Here is a 22,974-nt window from a genome sequence, read left to right on the forward strand (position 1 = left end):
TCGAATTAAGTTCACCATCCGATGAGCACCACAAAAAGGACTTTAAAATCATAATGTTGAAATATTCATTTTAATAAATTGAATTTTCACCCTGCCTGTAATGTCCAATATCTCCACCTGAATTCCTTTCCTTAAAATAAGCTTAAGATGCTGTCGATTTCGGCGTTTTATTATTTAAATGCCGTTTACTTTTGCACGCCTACAATCCGCCTCATCAATCATAATGAGACGGTATTAATGAAGATGTTAATGATTACAGGCGTGACGGGGTTTCTGGGCGGTGCAGTACTGGAAAAAATTCTGACCAGCGATCAATCCGTAAAACTGCTTTTGCTCGCGCGTGCCAGCGATCCGCAGAGCGGGCTGGAGCGCGTGCTGGAGAACATGCGCAAGTTCAACGTTCCTGAGGACAAACTGGCCACTCTGAGCGTGGACAATATCCTCATTGGCGATCTCAGCCAGCCTGAAGCCTTCCTGAACGATCCGCGTCTGGACCAGGTCACGCATGTCGTGAACTGTGCAGCTGTTGCCTCATTTGGTAACAACCCGCTCATCTGGAAGGTCAACGTGGAAGGAACGCTGGCACTGGCGCGCCGCATGGAGCAGGTTTCAACGCTACAACGCTTCCTCCACGTGGGCACGGCAATGTCATGTACACCGGAGCAGGATTCCCTGGTCGCCGAAAGCGCCGAATTCAGAGAGAATGCTGAACACCTGGTGGAATACACGTTTTCGAAGTCAACCATCGAACAGCTGATGCGTCAGGAATGTCCGAACCTGCCGCTGCTCATCGCGCGTCCATCCATCGTTGTCGGCCATACCCGCCACGGCTGCACGCCCTCGAGCAGTATTTTTTGGGTCTTCAGCATGGGCCTGATGCTGCAGAAGTTTATGTGCTCGATGGAGGACCGGATCGACGTTGTCCCGGTGGATTATTGTGCCGACGCGCTGTTAATGCTGCTCAACAGCAACGCGCGTCCGGGGGAAGTGGTACACATTTCGGCCGGAGAAGAGAACAGCGTTCGCTTTGCGGATATTGATAATGCGATGGCGCAGGCGCTGGAGAAAGCCCCCGTCGGGGATAAATATGCGCAGGTCAGCTACGAAACGCTGGTCAGAATGCGCCGTGAACTGAAAACGATTTTTGGCCCGTGCAACGAACGTCTGATGCTGAGAGCCATGCGGTTATACGGCGCGTTTGCCACGCTTAACGTGCGATTCAGCAACGATAAGCTGCTGAGCATGGGGATGCCGAAGCCACCCCGGTTTACGGATTACATTGCCCGCTGCGTGCAAACCACCCGGGGGCTGACCATTCCGGAGCAAATGGCGGTCGATTTTAAATAGCCAAAAAAAATGCCAGTCATTCGACTGGCATTTTCATGTTAAGGCTTAGGCGATTATGCCTGGCCTTTGATCTCTTTACGACCGTTGTATGGTGCTTTTTCGCCCAGCGCTTCTTCGATACGAATCAGCTGGTTGTATTTAGCAACACGGTCAGAACGGCTCATAGAACCCGTTTTGATCTGGCCAGCAGCGGTACCCACAGCCAGGTCAGCAATGGTCGCGTCTTCAGTTTCGCCAGAACGGTGAGAGATAACCGCGGTGTAGCCAGCGTCTTTCGCCATTTTGATCGCAGCCAGCGTTTCGGTCAGGGAACCGATCTGGTTGAATTTGATCAGGATGGAGTTAACGATGCCTTTCTCGATACCTTCTTTCAGGATCTTGGTGTTGGTTACGAACAGGTCGTCACCCACCAGCTGGATTTTGTCGCCCAGTACTTTAGTCTGGTATGCGAAGCCAGCCCAGTCAGACTCGTCCAGACCGTCTTCGATAGACACGATTGGGTACTGTTTGGTCAGGTCTTCCAGGAAGTGAGTGAACTCTTCGGAGGTGAACGCTTTGTTGCCTTCGCCAGCCAGAACGTATTTACCGTCTTTGTAGAATTCAGATGCTGCACAGTCCATCGCCAGGGTGATGTCTTTGCCCAGCTCGTAGCCCGCTGCTTTTACCGCTTCTGCGATAACAGCCAGTGCTTCTGCGTTAGAACCCAGGTTTGGCGCATAGCCACCTTCGTCACCCACAGCTGTGTTCATACCTTTAGCTTTCAGAACTTTAGCCAGGTTGTGGAACACTTCAGAACCCATACGTACTGCTTCTTTCAGGGATTTCGCGCCAACTGGCTGAATCATGAATTCCTGAATATCAACGTTGTTGTCTGCGTGCTCACCACCGTTGATGATGTTCATCATTGGTACAGGCATGGAGTATTTGCCTGGGGTGCCGTTCAGTTCAGCGATGTGCTCGAACAGTGGCATACCTTTAGCCGCCGCAGCCGCTTTGGCGTTCGCCAGGGAAACGGCCAGGATTGCGTTCGCACCGAAGTTAGATTTGTTTTCAGTACCGTCCAGATCGATCATGATCTTGTCGATGCCAGCCTGATCTTTGGCATCTTTGCCAACGATAGCCTGAGCAATAGGACCGTTAACAGCGCCAACCGCTTTCAGTACGCCTTTGCCCATGAAACGGGATTTGTCGCCATCACGCAGTTCCAGCGCTTCGCGGGAACCAGTAGAAGCACCTGATGGAGCAGCTGCCATACCGACGAAACCACCTTCCAGATGAACTTCGGCTTCAACGGTCGGGTTACCACGGGAGTCGATGATTTCACGACCGATGACTTTAACGATTTTGGACATTAGATTTTCCTCAGTACAAGTTAAACTAAAACTCCAGACAAACAACGCGTACCAAAGGTACGCGTTGCCGTTCTAACTTTTTTTACTTCGCCTGACGCTTCTGGTAGTCGCTGGCGGCTTTTACGAAGCCTGCAAACAGCGGATGCCCGTCACGTGGCGTTGAAGTAAATTCCGGGTGGAACTGGCAGGCGACAAACCACGGATGGTTTGGCACTTCGATGATCTCGACTAACTGATCATCCCCGGAGCGGCCCGCAACACGCAGACCCGCAGCTTCAATTTGTTTCAACAGCATGTTGTTGACTTCATAGCGGTGACGATGGCGCTCGGTGATGACCGGCTCGCCGTACAGCTTGCGAACCACGCTATCGTCAGTCAGCTGGCAGGCCTGTGCGCCAAGACGCATAGTGCCACCCAGATCGCTCTTCTCGGTACGGACTTCGACGTTACCGTCTTCATCACGCCATTCAGTGATAAGCGCCACAACAGGGTACTTACAGTCTGGCACAAATTCCGTAGAGTTCGCGTTTTCCATTCCCGCTACGTTGCGCGCAAATTCGATCAGCGCAACCTGCATACCCAGACAGATGCCGAGGTATGGAATATTGTTTTCACGCGCATAACGCGCGGTGGCGATCTTGCCTTCTACACCACGGTAGCCAAAGCCGCCAGGGATAAGGATAGCATCCAGATCTTTCAGGATTTCAACGCCACGCGTTTCAACATCCTGCGAATCAATCAGCTTGATGTTCACGGAGACACGGTTCTTCAGACCACCGTGTTTCAGCGCTTCGATCACGGACTTATAGGCATCCGGCAGCTCAATGTACTTGCCGACCATACCGATAGTCACTTCGCCTGCCGGGTTGGCTTCTTCGTAAATAACCTGTTCCCATTCAGACAGGTTTGCTTCCGGACAGTTCAAGCTGAATCGTTTACAAATATAATCGTCCAGACCCTGTGATTTCAACAGGCCCGGGATTTTATAAATGGAATCGACATCTTTCATTGAAATAACGGCTTTTTCAGGCACGTTACAGAACAATGCAATTTTCGCACGTTCGTTCGCCGGAATGGCGCGATCGGAACGGCAAACCAGGATGTCAGGCTGAATACCGATAGAGAGCAGCTCTTTAACAGAGTGCTGGGTCGGTTTGGTTTTCACTTCACCTGCCGCCGCCATGTAAGGCACCAGCGTCAGGTGCATGAACAGCGCGTGTTCACGACCAATGTCTACCGCCAGCTGACGAATCGCTTCGAGGAACGGCAGGGATTCGATATCACCCACGGTACCGCCGATTTCAACCAGCACAACGTCATGCCCTTCGCCACCGGCAAGGACACGCTCTTTGATGGCGTTAGTGATGTGTGGGATAACCTGCACGGTCGCGCCCAGATAGTCACCACGGCGCTCTTTACGCAGAACGTCAGAGTAGATGCGGCCAGTCGTGAAGTTATTACGACGGGTCATTTTGGTACGAATGAAACGCTCGTAGTGGCCAAGATCCAGATCGGTTTCAGCGCCGTCTTCAGTAACGAACACTTCCCCGTGTTGGGTTGGGCTCATGGTGCCAGGATCGACGTTGATGTACGGATCCAGTTTCATCATGGTCACATTGAGGCCACGGGCTTCAAGAATGGCTGCGAGGGAGGCTGCGGCAATGCCTTTACCCAGAGAGGATACGACCCCGCCGGTCACAAAAATATAGTTCGTTGTCATGCTGAACCTGAGAAGTTAGGGTGAAACGATGGAATAACCAGGACGGGAAAGTAGTATACCCGAACACGGCGAGCGCCACAAACTTTCATTCTCCGTCTCCATTCCAGGCCATGACAAACATAAGGAGTGAGAAAATAGCCCCTTTTGGGTAAATGTTTTTGACGCAAATCAAGCGCTTGTCATTTAAAAAATCACACAAATTGCGCTTGATCGCAAAATTTCGTTAGAGATCAGATTCCTGGCGCTTTACTTCCTGCCAGACTTCTTCCATTGCGTCGAGGTCAATACCGCTCATTTCCAGGCCTCGCGAGGCGACAATCCGCTCCACTTCGCGAAAGCGGCGTTCGAACTTAAGGTTGGCTTTTTGCAGCGCCGTTTCCGCTTTTACACCCAGGTGGCGAGAAAGGTTGACGGTCGCAAACAGCAGATCGCCCATCTCTTCCTCAAGCTTTGCTTCATCCACCACTGCCTGCTGCGCTTCGTGCATCACCTCGTCAATCTCTTCGTGCACTTTATCCAGCACCGGGCCGAGTGAGGTCCAGTCAAACCCCACGGCGGAGCAGCGTTTCTGGATTTTGTGCGCGCGCATCAGCGCGGGCAGGCTCAGCGGAATGTCGTCCAGCGCGGAGTGCTGGGATTTTTCTGCCCGCTCGGCGCTCTTGATCTGCTCCCAGCGGGCCAGGACTTCGGTGCTGGTTCCTGCGGTAGCGTCACCGAAAATATGGGGATGACGGCGCTCAAGCTTGTCGCTGATGGCAGCGCAGATATCGTCAAAGTTAAAGCGCCCCTCTTCCTGCGCCATCTGCGCGTAGAACACAACCTGGAAAAGCAGATCGCCCAGCTCGCCGCGCAGGTCGTCAAAATCTTCACGGGAAATGGCGTCCAGCACCTCGTAGGTCTCTTCAAGGGTGTACGGGGCGATGGTGGCGAAAGTCTGCTCTTTGTCCCACGGGCAGCCGTTTTCCGGGTCGCGCAGGCGTTTCATGATGCCGAGCAGGCGGTCGATTTGAGTCATAATACTGTCCTGATGAAAAATGCCGGGTGGCGGCGTTGCCTTACCCGGCCTACGGAAGAGGATGTTTAGCCGCCGTGCAGACGACGCGCGTCAATCACATCCGGCACCTGGTTCAGCTTGCCAAGCACGCGGCCCAGCACCTGCAGGTTATAGATTTCGATGGTCATATCGATGGTGGCAAGCTGCTCGCGGGTATCGCTGCGGCTGGCGACGCCCAGCACGTTGACCTTCTCGTTGGCGAGAATGGTCGTAATGTCGCGCAGCAGGCCGCTGCGGTCGTTGGCGGTGACGCGCACCACCAGCGAGTAGCCGGCGGAGTAGCTCTCGCCCCAGACCGCTTCCACGATGCGCTCCGGCGCATGGGACTGCAGCTCGGCAAGCTGGTCGCAGTCGGAACGATGAATCGAAATTCCGCGCCCCTGAGTGATAAAGCCGACGATATCGTCGCCTGGAATTGGCTGACAGCAGCGGGCAATGTGGTGCATCAGGTTACCGACACCTTCGACCACCACGCGGCCGTTGTCTTTGCTGCGCTGCTGCGGCGCGTAAGTTTTCTGCTGCAGCTGCTTCAGCGCCGCCGCGTCCTGCTCTTCCGCGCTTGGCTTATTGAACTGCGCCTGCAGGAAGTTCACCATCTGATTCAGACGAATATCACCGCCGCCAATCGCCGCTAACAGCTCATCAAGCTCGTTGAAGTTGTAGCGCGGCAGCAGGAATTTCTCCGCCTCTTTCAGGCTGATCCCGATATGCTCCAGCTCGTCGTCAAGGATCTGGCGGCCGGCAAGGATATTCTTGTCTCGATCCTGTTTGCGGAACCAGGCGTGAATCTTCGAGCGCCCGCGGCTGGTGGTGACATACCCCAGGTTCGGGTTAAGCCAGTCCCGGCTCGGGTTCGGCTGCTTCTGGGTAATGATTTCAATCTGGTCGCCCATCTGCAGCTGATAGGTGAACGGTACGATACGCCCGCCAATTTTCGCCCCGATGCAGCGGTGCCCGACATCGCTATGGATGTGGTAGGCAAAATCGAGCGGCGTAGAGCCGGCCGGCAGGTCGACAACGTCCCCTTTCGGGGTAAAGACGTAGACGCGATCGTCAAAGACCTGGCTGCGCACTTCGTCGAGCATCTCGCCGGAATCGGCCATCTCTTCCTGCCACGCAATCAGCTTACGCAGCCAGGCAATGCGGTCTTCGTGGCCTGAACGCGCCCCGCCGGACGTGCCTTCTTTGTATTTCCAGTGCGCGGCAACGCCCAGCTCGGCGTCCTCGTGCATCTGTTTGGTGCGGATCTGAATCTCGACCGTTTTACCGCCAGGGCCAAGCACCACGGTATGGATTGACTGATAGCCGTTCGGTTTGGGGTTGGCGACATAGTCGTCGAACTCATCGGGCAGATGACGGAAGTGCGTGTGCACTATCCCCAGCGCGGCGTAGCAGTCCTGCAGACGCTCCGCCACGATACGCACGGCGCGCACGTCAAACAGCTCGTCGAAGGCGAGGTGTTTCTTCTGCATTTTGCGCCAGATGCTGTAGATGTGCTTTGGTCGACCGTAGACTTCGGCGCGCACGTTCTCTTCTTTCATCGCCTGGCGCAGTCCGCCGACAAATTCCTCGATATAGTGCTCGCGATCGATACGGCGCTCGTGCAGGAGTTTGGCAATCCGTTTGTATTCCGCCGGGTGCAGATAGCGGAAGCAGTAATCTTCCAGCTCCCACTTCAGCTGACCAATCCCCAGCCGGTTCGCCAGCGGCGCATAGATGTTTGTACACTCTTTGGCAGCCAGCACGCGCTCGTCTTCCGGCGCATCCTTCACCTCTCGCAGATGGGCAATACGCTCGGCCAGCTTGATGACCACGCAGCGGAAATCATCCACCATGGCCAGCAGCATCCGGCGAACGTTATCGACCTGCTCTGAGGAGACAGAATCCGTATGCGCGGCTTTGAGCTGACGAATGGCTGCCATATCGCGCACGCCGTGGATCAGCGCGACGACGGATTTTCCGACGCTGTCGCGCAGCACGTCTTCGCTGACCACGTCCGCATCCGCGAGGGGGAAGAGCAGCGCGGCCTGCAGCGTTTCGATGTCCATGTTCAGCATGGACAGGATTTCAACCATCTCCACGCCGCGCCACAGGAGAAGATCGGCGTCGGGATGCCCCTGCGTGGTGCGCAGACAATAGGCCCAGGTTTCGGTTAAGCGTTCACACGACTGCTGGCTGGAAATTCCCAGACTTGCGATCCATTTTTGTGGGTCAAACTCCCCAGCTTTATTGAGATGTGCACTTCTTACCGCAACCATTGTCCTCTCCTTTAGGGACCAGGGCCTGTCGAAGTCGACAAGCCAAACAAATTAGATGTGCTTGAACAACACCATCGATTCCAGATGCCCAGTGTGCGGGAACATGTCCAGCATTGCCAGACGCTGAATCTGGTAACCCGCGCTGAGCAGTGCCTCGCTGTCCCGGGCAAGCGTTGCCGGGTTACAGGAAACATAGACCACACGCTTTGGCGCGAGTTTAATAATATGTGCCATCACGCCCGGGGCACCGGCACGTGCCGGGTCGAGCAAAATTTTATCAAAGCCCTGCTTTGCCCACGGCTGTTGGGTGACATCGTCCTCAAGATTTTGATGAAAGAATGTCACATTTTGCAAGCCGTTCTGCCGCGCGTTCTCCTGCCCTTTCGCCACCAGCGCCTCAACGCCTTCCACACCGACGACGCTGGCCGCTTCTTGCGCCAGCGGCAGCGTGAAGTTGCCCATTCCGCAGAACAGATCGAGCACCCGGTCGCTTTTCTGAACGTCCAGCCACGCCAGCGCTTTCGCCACCATCTGCTGGTTAACGCCATCATTCACCTGAATGAAATCCCGCGGGCTGAACGTTAAGCGTAGCCCGTTTGACGCATACCAGGGCGACTCACCGGTAACCTGTTCAAGTATCTCGCTTTGTGGTGCAAGGAAAAGCGCCAGGTCGTGGGAATGCGAAAAGCGTTCCAGTTTTTCGCGATCTTTCTTCGACAACGGCGCGGTATGGCGCAGCACCATCAGCGGGCCATTGTTTGCCATGACCAGTTCGACGTGCCCAAGATGGCGTACGCCGTCCAGCCCGGAGAGGCAGATGCGCACTTCCGGGAGCAATGCCTCAAGATGGGGCACCAAAATGGGGCACCGCTTCACGTCAACGATGTCGCTGGAGCCGGCCTTGCGAAACCCCATCTCCAGCCGCTCCGTTTTTGGCTGATAGCTGAGGCTCAGGCGCGCGCGACGACGATAGCCCCAGGGCTCATCGGCAACAATTTCGTTAACGTCATGTTTGAGCAGACGCGCCAGCGCGCGGCTTTTGCTTTTTTGCTGTAATTCTGTGCTCGCATGCTGTTGCTGGCAGCCGCCGCACACGCCAAAATGGGGGCAGCGGGGTGCCACACGCTCCGGGCTATCGCTGAGGCGACGCTTAACCTGCCCGCGCGCAAACTGGCGTTTATCTTCCGTCAGCGTAATTTCTGCTCGTTCTGCTGGCAGTAAACCTGTTATAAACAGAGCCTTACCATTGTGGCGTGCCACTCCCTGGCCAAACGGATCGAGGTCCGTGGCCTCAACAGTGATGATTTGACGCGTCGTCACGCGTCGCTTTGCAGAGTAGAATTGCGCCATCGCCGAGATTTTTCTCACATAACCATAATTATCTTAATTGTCCCATAACGGAACGCCATGACCAACTACAGCCTGCGCGCGCGCATGATGATTTTGATCCTCGCCCCCACCGTTCTCATCGGTTTGCTGCTGAGTATCTTCTTTGTGGTGCACCGCTATAACGATTTGCAGCGACAGCTGGAAGATGCAGGCGCCAGTATTATCGAACCGCTTGCCGTCTCCAGCGAGTACGGCATGAACCTGCAAAACCGCGAATCCATTGGGCAGTTAATCAGCGTACTCCACCGCCGCCACTCGGACATCGTACGCGCCATTTCCGTTTACGACGAACATAACCGCCTGTTTGTGACCTCAAACTTTCATCTCGATCCTGCGGCCCTGAAAATCCCGGACGGTACGCCGTTCCCGCGCCACCTCACCGTATTGCGGCGCGGCGATATCATGATCCTGCGCACGCCGATCGTGTCGGAAAGCTATTCCCCCGATGAGTCTGCACAGTCCGACGCCAAATCCAGCAATAATATGCTGGGATATGTGGCGCTGGAGCTGGATCTCAAGTCGGTCCGGCTACAGCAGTACAAAGAGATTTTCATTTCCGGCGTGATGATGCTGTTCTGCATCGGCATTGCGCTGATCTTCGGCTGGCGCCTGATGCGCGACGTGACGGGTCCCATCCGCAACATGGTTAACACGGTTGACCGCATCCGCCGGGGACAGCTCGACAGCCGTGTGGAAGGGTTTATGCTGGGCGAGCTGGACATGCTGAAAAACGGCATCAACTCGATGGCGATGTCGCTGGCGGCGTATCACGAAGAGATGCAGCACAACGTTGACCAGGCGACGTCCGACCTGCGCGAAACGCTGGAGCAGATGGAGATCCAGAACGTTGAGCTGGATCTGGCGAAAAAGCGCGCTCAGGAAGCGGCGCGTATTAAATCGGAATTCCTTGCCAATATGTCGCACGAGCTGCGCACGCCGCTCAATGGCGTGATCGGCTTTACCCGTCTGACCCTGAAAAGCGAGCTCAACCCCACTCAGCGGGATCACCTGCATACCATTGAACGCTCGGCCAACAACCTGCTGGCGATCATTAACGACGTGCTGGACTTCTCCAAGCTGGAAGCGGGCAAGCTGATCCTCGAGAGTATCCCCTTCCCGCTGCGCAGCACGCTGGATGAAGTGGTGACGCTGCTCGCGCACTCGTCGCACGACAAAGGCCTGGAGCTGACGCTTAACATTAAAAACGACGTGCCGGATAACGTTATTGGCGATCCGCTGCGCCTGCAGCAGGTCATAACCAACCTTGTCGGGAATGCCATTAAGTTCACCGAAAGCGGTAATATCGACATCCTGGTAGAGAAACGCTCGATCAGCAGCAATAAGGTCCAGATTGAAGTCCAGATCCGCGATACCGGCATCGGTATTCCGGAGCGCGACCAGTCGCGTCTGTTCCAGGCGTTCCGTCAGGCGGACGCTAGCATCTCCCGCCGTCATGGCGGTACCGGTCTGGGGCTGGTGATCACCCAGCGCCTGGTGAACGAGATGGGCGGCGATATCTCATTCCACAGCCAGCCAAACCGCGGTTCAACCTTCTGGTTCCACATTAATCTGGACCTTAATCCGAACGTGCTGACCGATGGCCCGGTGACGGACTGCCTGAAAGGCAAGCGTCTGGCCTACGTTGAACCTAACGCTGCGGCGGCGCAGTGTACGCTCGACATCTTAAGCACCACGCCGCTGGAGGTGGTCTACAGCCCCACCTTCTCGGCGCTTGCCGTAGAGCATTACGATATTCTGCTGATGGGCATTCCGGTCACCTTCACCGGCGAGTTGACCATGCAGCAGGAGCGCCTGGCGAAAGCCGCGTTGATGACCGACTACCTGCTGCTGGCGCTGCCGTGCCATGGGCAGCTCAACGCGGAAGAACTGAAAAACGACGGCGCGGCCGCGTGTCTTTTGAAACCACTGACCGCAACCCGTTTGCTGCCAGCCCTCACGGAATATTGCCGTCTTAGCCAGCATGCCCTTCCGCTGATTAACGATGAGCAAAAATTGCCGATGAGCGTGATGGCGGTGGATGATAATCCGGCCAACCTGAAGCTCATTGGCGCATTGCTTGAGGACCAGGTTCAGCATGTGGAGCTGTGCACCAGCGGCGCGCAGGCGGTTGAACAAGCTAAGCAGATGCAGTTCGATTTAATCCTGATGGATATTCAGATGCCGGGCATGGACGGCATCCGGGCCTGCGAGCTGATCCACCAGTTGCCGCATCAGCAGCAAACGCCGGTTATTGCTGTCACCGCGCACGCGATGGCGGGCCAGAAGGAGAAGCTGCTGAGCGCCGGGATGAATGACTATCTGGCAAAGCCCATCGATGAAGAGAAACTTCATAGCCTGCTGTTGCGCTACAAGCCGGGTCATATTGGCGGAACGTACACAGTTTCCAGCGAGCAGGCTGAGATAAGCGTTAATCAGAACGCCACCTTTGACTGGCAGCTCGCGCTGCGCCAGGCGGCAGGTAAACCCGATTTGGCCCGCGACATGCTGCAAATGCTGGTCGCGTTTCTGCCAGAAATTCGCAACAAGGTGGAAGAGCAGCTGGTGGGTGAAAACCCGGAAGATCTGCTGGACGCAATCCACAAGCTGCACGGCAGCTGCGGGTACAGCGGCGTACCGCGGCTGAAAAACCTCTGCCAGCTTCTGGAGCAGCAGCTGCGTGCGGGCACGCCGGAATCGGAGCTTGAACCGGAGTTCCTGGAGCTGCTGGATGAAATGGATAACGTGACGCGGGAAGCAATGAAGGTGCTGGGGAGCTGAGGTAAAAGCCCGGTGGCGCTACGCTTGCCGGGCCTACAGGTGCACTAACGTAGGCCGGGTAAGGCGAAGCCGCCACCCGGCAATCACAGCTAAAATGCCTGCCCCACTTTCAGCACCGCCGCGATATTTCTTGCGGCCATCCTGACGTTCTCGCCGGCATTTTCCAGCGCGTCTTCCAGCGAGCAGATGGTGTAGATCACGCTGAACACCGCATCAATGCCGTGATCGTGTACCACGCCAACGTCCGCCGTCAGGCTTCCTGCAATGCCGATAACGGGTTTGTTAAAGCGTTTCGCCACTTTCGCCACGCCCACAGGGACTTTGCCGTGGATCGTCTGGCTGTCAATACGGCCTTCACCCGTGATCACCAGATCCGCATCGGCCACCTGGTCGGCCAGGTGTAGCGCATCGGTCACGATCTCAATGCCCTGGCGCAGCTGCGCGCCGCAAAAGGCGTAGAGCGCCGCGCCCATGCCCCCCGCCGCGCCGCCGCCAGCAAGGTTCAGCACGTCGATATCCAGGTCCCGGGCAATGACGCTCGCATAGTGCGCAAGCGCGTTGTCCAGGGTGACGATCATCTCGGGAGTGGCCCCCTTTTGCGGGCCGAATACGGCTGACGCGCCATCCTTCCCGGTAAGCGGATTGGTTACATCGCAGGCCACCTCAATCCGGCATTCCACCAGACGCTTGTCCAGCCCGCTCAGGTCGATACGCGCGAGTTTTCCCAGCTCGCCCCCGCCCTGCCCAAGAGGCTGTTCATTGTCGTCCAGCAGCTTCGCCCCCAGCGCCTGCACCATCCCTGCGCCGCCGTCATTGGTAGCGCTGCCGCCAATGCCAATAATAATATGCTTAACGCCCGCATCCAGCGCGTGACGAATCAGTTCGCCCGTGCCCCAGGAGGTGGTTTTCAGCGGATTACGCTGCGAAGGCGCAACCCGCTCCAGGCCGCTTGCCGCCGCCATTTCAATAAAGGCGCTCTGCTTATCACCGGACAAGCCATAAAACCCCTCCACGCGCTCGCCCAGCGGGCCGGTCACCGGAACATGCACAATGCTTCCCTGCGTTGCCGCGATCATCGCCTCAACCGTCCCTTCGCCACCGTCCGCGACCGGCAGCTTCACGTAAACCGCCTCGGGAAAGATCTCGCGAAAACCACGCTCTATCGCTGTCGCAACCTCAAGCGCACTCAAACTTTCCTTATACGAGTCCGGTGCGATAACAATTTTCATAAGCCATCCTTACGCATAGTTGTTACGTTAAGCATACACCACGTAAAAGACCGCTCATGGGAGCGGTCCCAATGCGTTTATCGTACCATGCACGGGCGTTTATTGTCGAATGTCCAGTCAGGGATGAGATACTGCATCGCCATCGCATCGTCGCGCGCGCCCAGACCGTGTTTCTGATACAGCTCATGGGCCTTCATGACCTGATCCATATCCAGCTCAACCCCCAGCCCCGGCGTGGAAGGCACCTGCACCATGCCACCTTTGATCTCAAACGGCTGCTTAGTGAGACGCTGATTACCTTCCTGCCAGATCCAGTGGGTGTCGATAGCAGTGATCGTGCCCGGCGCAGCGGCGGCGACGTGCGTGAACATCGCCAGCGAGATATCGAAGTGGTTGTTGGAGTGCGAACCCCAGGTCAGGCCAAACTCATGGCACATCTGCGCCACGCGAACCGAACCCTGCATCGTCCAGAAGTGCGGGTCAGCCAGCGGAATATCGACTGACTGGAGGGATAAGGTGTGCCCCATCTGACGCCAGTCGGTCGCAATCATATTGGTCGCGGTCGGCAGCCCCGTAGCGCGACGGAATTCCGCCATCACTTCACGGCCAGAGAAGCCTTGCTCAGCCCCGCACGGGTCCTCCGCGTAGGCCAGCACGCCTTTCAGCTGCTTGCCGATCGCAATCGCTTCATTGAGAGACCAGGCCCCGTTCGGATCGAGCGTCACGCGCGCCTGCGGGAAACGTTTTGCCAGCGCGGTGACGGCTTCCGCCTCTTCTTCCCCGGCCAGCACGCCGCCCTTCAGTTTGAAATCGTTGAAGCCATATTTTTCGTATGCCGCTTCCGCCAGGCGCACCACCGCATCCGGGGTCATTGCCTCGTCGTGGCGAAGCCGGTACCAGTCGCATTGTTCATCCGGCTGGCTCTGATACGGCAGTGGCGTCAGCTTGCGGTCGCCGACAAAGAACAGATAGCCCAGCATTTCCACTTCACTACGCTGCTGCCCCTCGCCCAGCAGCGACGCAACGTTAACGCCCAGATGCTGGCCCAGCAGATCCAGCATCGCGGCTTCAATGCCTGTCACCACGTGGATAGTGGTGCGCAGATCGAAGGTCTGCAGACCCCGGCCCCCGGCATCGCGATCGGCAAAGGTGTTACGCACGGTGTTGAGGACATTTTTGTACTCACCCAGCGTTTTGCCCACCACCAGCGGAATGGCGTCCTCCAGCGTTTTGCGGATCTTCTCCCCGCCCGGAATTTCACCCACGCCGGTATGACCGGCATTGTCTTTGATAATGACAATGTTGCGCGTGAAGAACGGCGCGTGCGCGCCGCTCAGATTCATCAGCATGCTGTCATGGCCCGCAACCGGAACGATCTGCATGGCGGTGACGACAGGGGTCGTAAAAGTACTCATCGTGTAATCCTTTTATCAGTGACGTCCGAAAACAGGGCGCTTACGGTCAAATGTCCAGCCGGGAATAAGGTACTGCATCGGGCCCGCATCGTTTCGCGCGCCGCCCGGCAATTTTTTATACGCCTCATGGGCTTTCTGGATCCGATCCCAGTCCAGCTCCACGCCCAGGCCCGGCGCATCCGGTACGGCAATCTTGCCATTGATGATTTCCAGCGGATTTTTCGTCAGGCGGGCTTCGCCTTCCTGCCAAATCCAGTGCGTGTCGATGGCGGTCGGGTTACCCGGCGCAGCGGCGCCAACGTGGGTAAACATCGCCAGCGAAATATCAAAGTGATTGTTCGAATGACAGCCCCAGGTGAGTCCCCAGTCATCGCACAGCTGCGCCACGCGGACCGCGCCTGAGAGCGTCCAGAAGTGCGGGTCCGCCAGCGGAATGTCGACGGCGTTGAGCATCACCGCATGGCCCATTTCGCGCCAGTTCGTGGCGATCATATTGGTCGCCACCGGCAGCCCGGTGGCCCGACGGAACTCGGCCATCACTTCGCGGCCCGAGAAGCCCTGTTCCGCGCCGCAGGGGTCTTCCGCATAGGTCAGGACATCCCCCAGCCCTTTGCACAGGCTAATGGCTTCATCCAGCAGCCATGCGCCGTTGGGATCGACGGTGATCCGCGCATCCGGGAAGCGCTTTTTCAGCGCCCGAGCCGTTTCAATCTCCTGCTCGCCGGGCAGCACGCCGCCCTTCAGCTTGAAATCCTTAAAGCCGTAGCGATCCTGCGCCGCCTCGGCCAGCCGCACCACCGCGTCGCTGGAGAGCGCTTCCTGGTGGCGCAGGCGATACCAGTCGTGATCGCCCGTGGATCGAGCCAGATAGGGGAGATCGGTTTTATTGCGATCGCCAATGTAGAACAGATAGCCCAGCACGGTGACCGCATCGCGCTGTTTGCCGGGCCCCAGCAGTTCGCAGACCGGGACATTGAGCGCCTTACCCAGTAAATCAAGCAGAGCCGCTTCCAGGGCGGCGACCGCATTGACGCGCAGTTCAAACGTCCAGGCACCTTTACCGAACGTCTCAAAGTCTGCCGACTGGTTGCCTTTATGCACCCGCTGAACCACCTTGTTCAGACGGGCAATCTCCTGCCCCACCACCAGCGGAATGGCATCGACCAGCGTCTGGTAAATCACCTCTCCGCCAGGGGCCTCGCCCACGCCGGTATTCCCTGCGCTGTCTTTTAGCACGACGATATTACGGGTAAACCAGGCGTTATGGGCGCCGCCAATATTGAGCAGCATGCTGTCCTGTCCGGCCACCGGGATGACCTTCATCTCGGTGACGATAGGGCTCGATTGCGTTGTCATCAGCCACGCTCCGCAACAGGTTTAAGTTCGACGCGTTTGATATCCCCCACCAGCACCAGGTAACTCAGGACCGCCACCAGCGCATGCACACCCACGTAGATTAGCGCACCGTTGAAAGAGCCGGTGGTACCGACGATGTAGCCGATAGCGATGGGCGTCACAATCCCGGAGATGTTGCCGAACATGTTGAACAGACCGCCGCTCAGGCCGCTGATCTCTTTCGGGGCCGTATCCGCCATCACCGCCCAGCCCAGCGCGCCAATGCCTTTGCCGAAGAAGGCCATCGCCATAAAGCCGATAATCATCCACTCGGCATTGACGTAGTTACAGAACACCATGGTCATGGAGAGCAGCATGCCGAGCACGATGGGCGTTTTACGCGCGATGTTCAGGGAACCGGTGCGGCGCATCAGCCAGTCGGAAATGACCCCGCCGAGCACGCCCCCCACGAAGCCACAGATGGCCGGGACCGAGGCAACAAACCCCGCTTTCAGAATCGACATGCCGCGTGCCTGCACCAGGTACACCGGGAACCAGGTGATGAAAAAGTAGGTCAAGGCGTTGATACAGTACTGGCCCAGATAGATCCCGATCATCATGCGCGATCCGACAAGCTGCCTGATCTGCGCCCATTTCTGGCTGAACGGCACTTTCGCCGTCGAGGATTTCTGATCCATGTTGATCAGCGCGCCACCTTCAGCGATGTACTCCAGCTCTTTTTTGTTTACGCCAGGGTGCAGGTTGGGTTCGTGGATCACTTTCAGCCAGATAAAGCTGATGACGATCCCGAGTCCGCCCATAAAGAAGAACACGTGCGACCAGCCCACCTCATGGGTTAGCCAGCCCATAATGGGCGCAAAGATCACCGTCGCGAAGTACTGTGCGGAGTTGAAAATCGCCACCGCCGTTCCCCTCTCCTGAGCCGGGAACCAGGCCGCCACAATGCGGCTGTTGCCCGGGAAGGAAGGCGCTTCCGCTAAGCCCACCAGGAAGCGCAGCGTGAAGAGCGCGACGATAATGCCGAAGCCGCTGAAGATATCGACGAAGCCCTGCAGCAGGGTAAAGGCAGACCAGATGAAGATGGACCAGAAGTAGACCCGTTTCGAGCCAAAGCGGTCGAGCAGCCAGCCGCCAGGAATTTGCCCGATGACGTAGGCCCACGAGAAGGCGGAGAAAACGTAACCCATGCCCACGGGATCAAGGCCGATATCTTTTGCCATTTCCGAGCCGGCAATCGACAGCGTGGCGCGGTCACCATAGTTAAAGGACGTGACGATAAACAGCATCACCACTATCCAGTAGCGGGCATTGGTGCGCTTTTCAGCGCTGCTCGCTGCGTGGCTTAATGAACTCATTGTTGCACTCCTGAAACATAGCTTTCGCCTGGTTCATTCTGTACAGCACCGGTAGGGTAAGCAGAATGAGATTGGTTTTTGTCGTTTTGGTACGGCCTGAAGCCGTTTTATCGTGACCGGAAAAGTATATGAAGGAGTGCCTCTTCACCTCACCGTGCAAAAACACAGTATTAAAGGGCGTGAGGGAGGTTGTTTAGGGCATAAGCCCAGAGGAGTGGAAGGTGGTTCACGGAAATGGCGTTTGGTGCGGGGTGTAATGCCGGGTGGCGGCTACGCCTGACCCGGCCTGGAAAACCCGCAGGCCCGCGCAAGCGAAGCGCCGCCGGGCAGAGTGTTATTTGAGAAGTGAGGCCCAGTTCTCCACCCACGGGTTTGATTCGCTTTCTGGCTCCGGGTGCTCACCCGCATCAATCAGCAGCATCTCGCCGACGCGCTGGGCGCTCTGCTCCTGCAACAGCGCATCGAACTGCTTGCCGCCGCCGCAGAAGTTGGCGTAAGCGCTGTCGCCGAGGGCGATGATGCCGTAGCGAACGTCTGGCTGATAGCCAAGCTGGTCTTTAATGCCCTGGAACAGCGGCACGATGCTGTCCGGCAGATCGCCCTGCCCGGTGGTGGAGGTCACCACCAGAATGTATTTATCTTTATACTTTTCCCAGTCCGCCAGCTCCGGGTCTTCATAGACCGTGGCTTTATGACCCTGGCTTGCCAGAATCGCCTCCGCCTCTTCCGCAACCAGCAGCGAGTTGCCGTACATTGTGCCGACAAAAATGCCTACTTCAGCCATGCTATTTTCCCATAGTGAATGCGCTTACTCTTCATCCTGAACGTTGCCCGAGGCAAACTCAACCCTTTCATTTTCGGGGAGTTGTCCCAGCCAGCCAAACTGTGACAGCGCCTGCATCCAGACGTCGTCCAGCCCCGCGCGGAGAGTCAGCGGCTCGCCGGTAAACGGGTGCGTCAGGCTCAGCTCGCTTGCGTGTAACATCAGACGATGGCAGCCAAAGTGTTCGGCCGCGCTGCGGTTCTGGCGCAAATCACCGTGTTTGCTGTCGCCAATAATCGGGTGGCGCAGATGCGCCAGATGGCGTCGCAGCTGGTGCTTGCGCCCGGTTTTCGGCAGAAGCTCGACCAGGCTGTAGCGTGTGGTCGGAAACTTGCTGGTGGCCACCGGCATTTCCGTGGTTGCCATGCCGCGATAATCCGTCACGGCCGGCTGCGGGCCTTTGTCATCCCGGGCAAATTTATCGCCGATTTTGTCCAGCTCCTCCACCAGCGGATAATCCAGGGTGGCGGACTCGGTCAGCCAGCCACGCACGATCGCGTGGTAGCGCTTCTGGATCTGGTGCTGTTCGAACTGCTGGGCCAGCAGACGGCCAGCTTCGCTGGAAAGCCCCATCAGCAGCACGCCGGAGGTCGGCCTGTCGAGGCGATGGGCGGTAAACACATGCTGACCAATCTGGTCACGAACGGTCTGCATCACCACCACTTTCTCGTCGCGATCCAGCCAGCTGCGGTGCACCAGCCAGCCTGACGGTTTATTCACCGCCACCAGCCACTCGTCCTGATAGAGGATCTCAAGCGTCATGCATCTTCACCGGCAAACAGGGCATCCAGCTTTTCCAGTTCGACCAGCATGACGTCGCGCGCAGGGTGCGTCGCTTCGAGCGCCATTTCATAATAGGGAGAGACAGCAAACGCCTGCGGCAAGGGGTGCCCCCCCTCAAGCAGGGCGTGCATGCGCGGAATTAACACCCACTGCAGCCACTCGAAAGGCGCCAGCGTATCCAGGCAGAAAGGCTGGGTGCTGGTGAACGCTTCTGGCTGCGGCGCGGTCTCCTGCCACAGCTGATGTTGGCGCAAAAGGGCTTCGATGGCGTGCAACTGAGCACGAACGCTATCGTGTTGCGTCATAGTAACCTCAACTGAAAATGTGAACGGCGCGCAGCATAGCATTGCGAAAGGCAGAAATAAAAAAAGGGAGCACTGTAAAAACAGTGCTCCCGGTTCGTTCCGCAGCATTCCAGCTACAATTCGTGCTCCCTGCTCATCCGTGACAACTTTTCCTGAAGCCCGAAGGCCTGGTCATCCGTCTACCTTTCGCATCCTGCACACATCTTCCTGACGTGTTTGTTTCATCCTGAAACGTCCTGGCCTTCCTGACCCACCGACCATCCTGACCGGCTCTCGTTCTCCTTCCTGGAGGTGTCCCTTACGCATCCTGCGTTATCCACTTCGCTTCATCCAGAAGCCTTCCTGCTGCGCCATCCTGACGAGTCCTGTGTGAGAAACGCCATCATCCTGATGTTCGTTTCTCGTGTCGGCTTCCTGTCGACGGAGATAGAATCCGCTATTCCGCTTCGTCTTACAACCCACTCAGCCAGCGTTGTAAGACGCGGGGACTCCCTAAAAATAATAGGAGGAACAACTAATTCGTTGAAAAATAGAGTGATATTAATCTGAATTTAATGAGGTAATACTGAATGTTCCAGCGATCTCTCACAAACCTTGTAAGAGATCTCTCACACGCGCTGTAGCAGCATGGATTACAGAAGAGGCTCAAGTCGGGTGAGGAAATCCGCAAGAGAAGGGGCGAGAGTCTCGCGATTGCGGGTACCGATAGTCTCTTTAATCACTTCGCCTGACAGGTTACAGACGGAGATAACGTCCAGTTCGCTGTCCAGCGTGGCAATAAAGAGCGTCGGAGAAAGCTTAAGGCGCTTTTGCGTGACCAGATGACCAATCAGGTTTTCCTGAACACGCTGCAGATCGTCTTCGCTCCAGGTCTGCAACAGCGTCAGCGTCATGTCCGCAAAGCGCGCGGGCATATCCCCAGCAAACTGCGTGGCATAAAACGCATGAACCGCTGGTTGTACCACAATGTCCATTGCCCGTTCAACCGCATTTACATTCTGCTCACCGTTATTCGGCTTCGGCTGCCAGATCACGTAATCCTCAAGCGAAGAGATAATGCACGGCGAAGGGACGCCATATAAATCAGCACTTTGCGGCCACGTGCCCTGCTTTTCATGCCATGCGTCGCAGTAGCGGGTCGTGAAGGTAGTGAGGGCATTTGCAGTTTCGATGTCCACCGATTTCTCTCTTCTTGTCAGACAGGATAAACTCAGGCCATAAGTGTACCTGTAAAGTGGCTATGAAACATGTCTTACGAAAATCATCAGGCGTTAACCGGCTTAACGCTGGGTAAATCGACCGATTACCGCGATACCTACGATGCAAGCCTGCTGCAGGGCGTGCCGCGTAGCCTGAACCGCGACCCTCTGGGACTGCACGCGGACGCGCTGCCGTTCGTGGGTGGCGATATCTGGACGCTGTACGAACTCTCGTGGCTTAACGCGCGCGGCCTGCCGCAGGTGGCGGTGGGACACGTTGAGCTGGACTATGCCAGCGTGAATCTCATCGAGTCCAAAAGCTTTAAGCTCTATCTCAACAGTTTTAACCAGACCAAATTCAACAGCTGGGACGACGTTCAGCGCACCCTGGAACGTGATTTAAGCGCCTGCGCGCAGGGTAAGGTGAGCGTTTCACTGTATCGCCTGCACGAGCTGGAAGGCCAGCCGGTCGCCCACTTCAACGGGACCTGCATCGACGATCAGGATATCGAGGTGGAGAATTATGAATTCAGCGCCGATTACCTCGAAAACGCGGCGAGCGGCAAGGTGGTTGAAGAGACGCTGGTGAGCCATCTGCTGAAATCCAACTGCCTGATTACCCACCAGCCGGACTGGGGCTCGGTGCAGATCCAGTATTGCGGGCCAAAAATCGACCGGGAAAAGCTGCTGCGCTACCTGGTGTCGTTCCGCCATCACAATGAATTCCACGAGCAGTGCGTGGAGCGCATCTTTAGCGATATCCAACGCTTCTGCCAGCCAGAAAAATTGAGCGTTTACGCGCGCTACACCCGCCGCGGCGGCCTGGACATCAACCCGTGGCGCACCAACACCGATTTTGTGCCTGCGACGGGCCGGCTGGTGCGTCAGTAATATAAATATTTTCACAATATGCGCGGTATCTTCCGCGCTTTAGGTTGTGAAACGTCACGCGGCAGGGCTATTGTAATCAACAGGGAAAGACGATAATCGTCCCGTAAGGAGCTCACTTGATTACACATATTAGCCCGCTTGGCTCAATGGATATGTTGTCGCAGCTGGAAGTGGACATGCTTAAACGCACGGCCAGCAGCGATCTTTATCAACTGTTTCGTAACTGTTCACTTGCCGTTCTGAACTCCGGAAGCCTGACAGACAACAGTAAAGAACTGCTGTCCCGCTTCGAAAGCTTTGATATCAACGTGCTACGCCGCGAGCGCGGCGTGAAGCTTGAAGTCATCAACCCGCCGGAAGAGGCGTTTGTCGACGGACGCATCATCCGTTCACTTCAGGCTAACCTGTTTGCCGTGCTGCGTGACATCCTGTTTGTTAACGGGCAGATCCACAACGCAGGCCGTTTCCAGCATCTCGACCTGGAAAGCTCGGTCCATATCACCAACCTGGTGTTCTCTATTTTGCGCAACGCCCGTGCCCTGCACGTGGGTGAAGCGCCGAACATGGTCGTCTGCTGGGGCGGTCACTCCATTAACGAAACCGAATACCTTTATGCGCGTCGGGTGGGCACCCAGCTTGGCCTGCGCGAGCTGAATATCTGTACCGGATGTGGTCCGGGTGCGATGGAAGCGCCAATGAAAGGTGCCGCAGTGGGTCACGCGCAGCAACGCTACAAAGAGGGACGGTTTATCGGCATGACCGAGCCGTCCATCATCGCCGCTGAGCCACCTAACCCGCTGGTTAACGAGCTGATTATCATGCCGGATATCGAAAAACGTCTTGAAGCGTTTGTTCGTATCGCCCACGGCATCATCATCTTCCCGGGCGGCGTGGGGACAGCGGAAGAGCTGCTCTATCTGCTGGGTATTCTGATGAACCCGGCCAACAAAGATCAGGTCCTGCCGCTGATCCTGACCGGGCCGAAAGAGAGCGCCGACTACTTCCGCGTGCTGGACGAGTTTATCGTACACACGCTGGGTGAAGCCGCGCGTCGTCACTATCGCATCATCATCGACGATGCTGCGGAAGTGGCGCGCCAGATGAAAAAAGCGATGCCGCTGGTGAAGGAGAACCGTCGCGATACCGGGGATGCCTACAGCTTTAACTGGTCAATCCGCATTGCGCCGGACCTGCAGATCCCGTTCGAGCCTTCACACGAGAACATGGCGAACCTGAAACTCTACCCGGACCAGCCGGTGGAAGTCCTGGCCGCCGATCTGCGTCGCGCCTTCTCCGGGATTGTGGCGGGCAACGTCAAAGAGGTCGGTATCCGCGCCATTGAGCAGTACGGTCCGTACAAGATCCACGGCGACCCGGAGATGATGCGCCGCATGGATGACATGCTGCAGGGCTTTGTCGCCCAGCACCGCATGAAGCTGCCGGGCTCCGCCTATATTCCTTGCTACGAAATCTGCACATAACGCTTAGCGGCATCTCATCAAAGCCGGGTCGCCCTGTCGCGCGTTCCGGCTTTTTTTATTCCTGATGTAATTCATAGGCATCACTTATATCTTTTACAAAATCGCCACAAACGCAAACGATTACCTGTATTTTTCAACCGTAAATTATCAGCCTTAATCCAAATTACCTGCCAGAAAATACTAAAAACCCATTTCTTTACAGCGAAAGACACCTATATCAAGGGCCAGTCTTTCAGCGC

The 22,974-nt window shown here is 56.6% G+C and carries 17 protein-coding genes; 4 read left to right on the plus strand and 13 right to left on the minus strand.

The genetic code is table 11. From position 1 onward, the window contains the following. Positions 1 to 237: 237 nt before the first annotated feature. Positions 238 to 1,347, plus strand: a complete 1,110-nt coding sequence (locus B498_RS19455; protein WP_008499625.1) for an SDR family oxidoreductase — start codon at positions 238 to 240, stop codon at positions 1,345 to 1,347. Positions 1,348 to 1,400: 53 nt separating this feature from the next. On the opposite strand, the gene eno is transcribed toward B498_RS19455, so the two are convergent. The 5 genes from eno to rlmD form a co-directional block, all read right to left on the minus strand. Further along, positions 1,401 to 2,699, minus strand: coding sequence for a phosphopyruvate hydratase (gene eno / locus B498_RS19450; RefSeq protein WP_003862715.1), 1,299 nt, complete (start codon positions 2,697 to 2,699; stop codon positions 1,401 to 1,403). A gap of 82 nt (positions 2,700 to 2,781) precedes the next feature. Next, positions 2,782 to 4,419 (minus strand): glutamine hydrolyzing CTP synthase, encoded by a 1,638-nt coding sequence (pyrG, locus tag B498_RS19445; protein WP_008499626.1) that lies wholly within the window; start codon positions 4,417 to 4,419, stop codon positions 2,782 to 2,784. Between the two features lie 223 nt (positions 4,420 to 4,642). After that, entirely contained in the window at positions 4,643 to 5,434 is a 792-nt protein-coding gene (gene mazG, locus B498_RS19440; RefSeq protein ID WP_008499627.1) for a nucleoside triphosphate pyrophosphohydrolase, read from the minus strand. A gap of 65 nt (positions 5,435 to 5,499) precedes the next feature. Further along, positions 5,500 to 7,731, minus strand: coding sequence for a GTP diphosphokinase (gene relA, locus B498_RS19435; protein ID WP_008499628.1), 2,232 nt, complete (start codon positions 7,729 to 7,731; stop codon positions 5,500 to 5,502). A gap of 51 nt (positions 7,732 to 7,782) precedes the next feature. Next, positions 7,783 to 9,081, minus strand: coding sequence for a 23S rRNA (uracil(1939)-C(5))-methyltransferase RlmD (rlmD, locus tag B498_RS19430; protein ID WP_008499629.1), 1,299 nt, complete (start codon positions 9,079 to 9,081; stop codon positions 7,783 to 7,785). 57 nt (positions 9,082 to 9,138) lie between these two features. Here rlmD and barA point away from each other — a divergent pair, with 57 nt between their 5' ends. Beyond that, positions 9,139 to 11,898 (plus strand): two-component sensor histidine kinase BarA, encoded by a 2,760-nt coding sequence (gene barA, locus B498_RS19425; RefSeq protein WP_008499630.1) that lies wholly within the window; start codon positions 9,139 to 9,141, stop codon positions 11,896 to 11,898. A gap of 89 nt (positions 11,899 to 11,987) precedes the next feature. Here barA and B498_RS19420 read toward each other — a convergent pair whose 3' ends face one another. The 8 genes from B498_RS19420 to syd all read right to left on the minus strand — a co-directional run bounded on the left by B498_RS19420 (position 11,988) and on the right by syd (position 20,342). Next, positions 11,988 to 13,127 carry a glycerate kinase gene (locus B498_RS19420; protein ID WP_008499631.1) on the minus strand — a complete coding sequence of 380 codons (1,140 nt, stop codon included), beginning with the start codon at positions 13,125 to 13,127 and terminating at the stop codon, positions 11,988 to 11,990. A 77-nt stretch (positions 13,128 to 13,204) separates the two neighbouring features. Beyond that, a complete protein-coding gene (gene gudD / locus B498_RS19415) occupies positions 13,205 to 14,542 on the minus strand; it encodes a glucarate dehydratase (RefSeq protein WP_008499632.1) in 1,338 nt (445 codons plus the stop codon). 15 nt (positions 14,543 to 14,557) lie between these two features. After that, a complete protein-coding gene (locus tag B498_RS19410) occupies positions 14,558 to 15,898 on the minus strand; it encodes an enolase C-terminal domain-like protein (protein ID WP_008499634.1) in 1,341 nt (446 codons plus the stop codon). Then, a complete protein-coding gene (gene gudP / locus B498_RS19405) occupies positions 15,898 to 17,253 on the minus strand; it encodes a galactarate/glucarate/glycerate transporter GudP (protein ID WP_008499635.1) in 1,356 nt (451 codons plus the stop codon). The genes B498_RS19410 and gudP overlap by 1 nt, the downstream gene beginning before the upstream one ends. Positions 17,254 to 17,587: 334 nt before the next feature. Continuing rightward, complete coding sequence (locus B498_RS19400; RefSeq protein ID WP_008499636.1) at positions 17,588 to 18,037, minus strand: flavodoxin; 450 nt, start codon at positions 18,035 to 18,037, stop codon at positions 17,588 to 17,590. Positions 18,038 to 18,061: 24 nt separating this feature from the next. After that, on the minus strand, positions 18,062 to 18,838 hold the full coding sequence (gene truC / locus B498_RS19395) for a tRNA pseudouridine(65) synthase TruC (protein WP_008499637.1): 777 nt from the start codon (positions 18,836 to 18,838) through the stop codon (positions 18,062 to 18,064). Next, entirely contained in the window at positions 18,835 to 19,164 is a 330-nt protein-coding gene (locus B498_RS19390; protein WP_008499638.1) for a YqcC family protein, read from the minus strand. Before B498_RS19390 ends, truC begins: the two co-directional genes overlap by 4 nt. Positions 19,165 to 19,796: 632 nt before the next feature. Next, positions 19,797 to 20,342 carry a SecY-interacting protein gene (gene syd / locus B498_RS19385; protein ID WP_008499639.1) on the minus strand — a complete coding sequence of 182 codons (546 nt, stop codon included), beginning with the start codon at positions 20,340 to 20,342 and terminating at the stop codon, positions 19,797 to 19,799. A 69-nt stretch (positions 20,343 to 20,411) separates the two neighbouring features. Here syd and queF point away from each other — a divergent pair, with 69 nt between their 5' ends. Beyond that, the gene (gene queF, locus B498_RS19380; RefSeq protein WP_008499640.1) at positions 20,412 to 21,254 is read left to right on the plus strand and encodes an NADPH-dependent 7-cyano-7-deazaguanine reductase QueF; all 843 of its coding nucleotides are present in this window, start codon (positions 20,412 to 20,414) and stop codon (positions 21,252 to 21,254) included. 116 nt (positions 21,255 to 21,370) lie between these two features. Further along, entirely contained in the window at positions 21,371 to 22,735 is a 1,365-nt protein-coding gene (gene ppnN, locus B498_RS19375; RefSeq protein WP_008499641.1) for a nucleotide 5'-monophosphate nucleosidase PpnN, read from the plus strand. The last annotated feature ends 239 nt before the right edge of the window (positions 22,736 to 22,974 follow it).

This window comes from Enterobacter sp. SST3 (assembly GCF_000286655.1).
Classification (GTDB): domain Bacteria; phylum Pseudomonadota; class Gammaproteobacteria; order Enterobacterales; family Enterobacteriaceae; genus Enterobacter; species Enterobacter roggenkampii.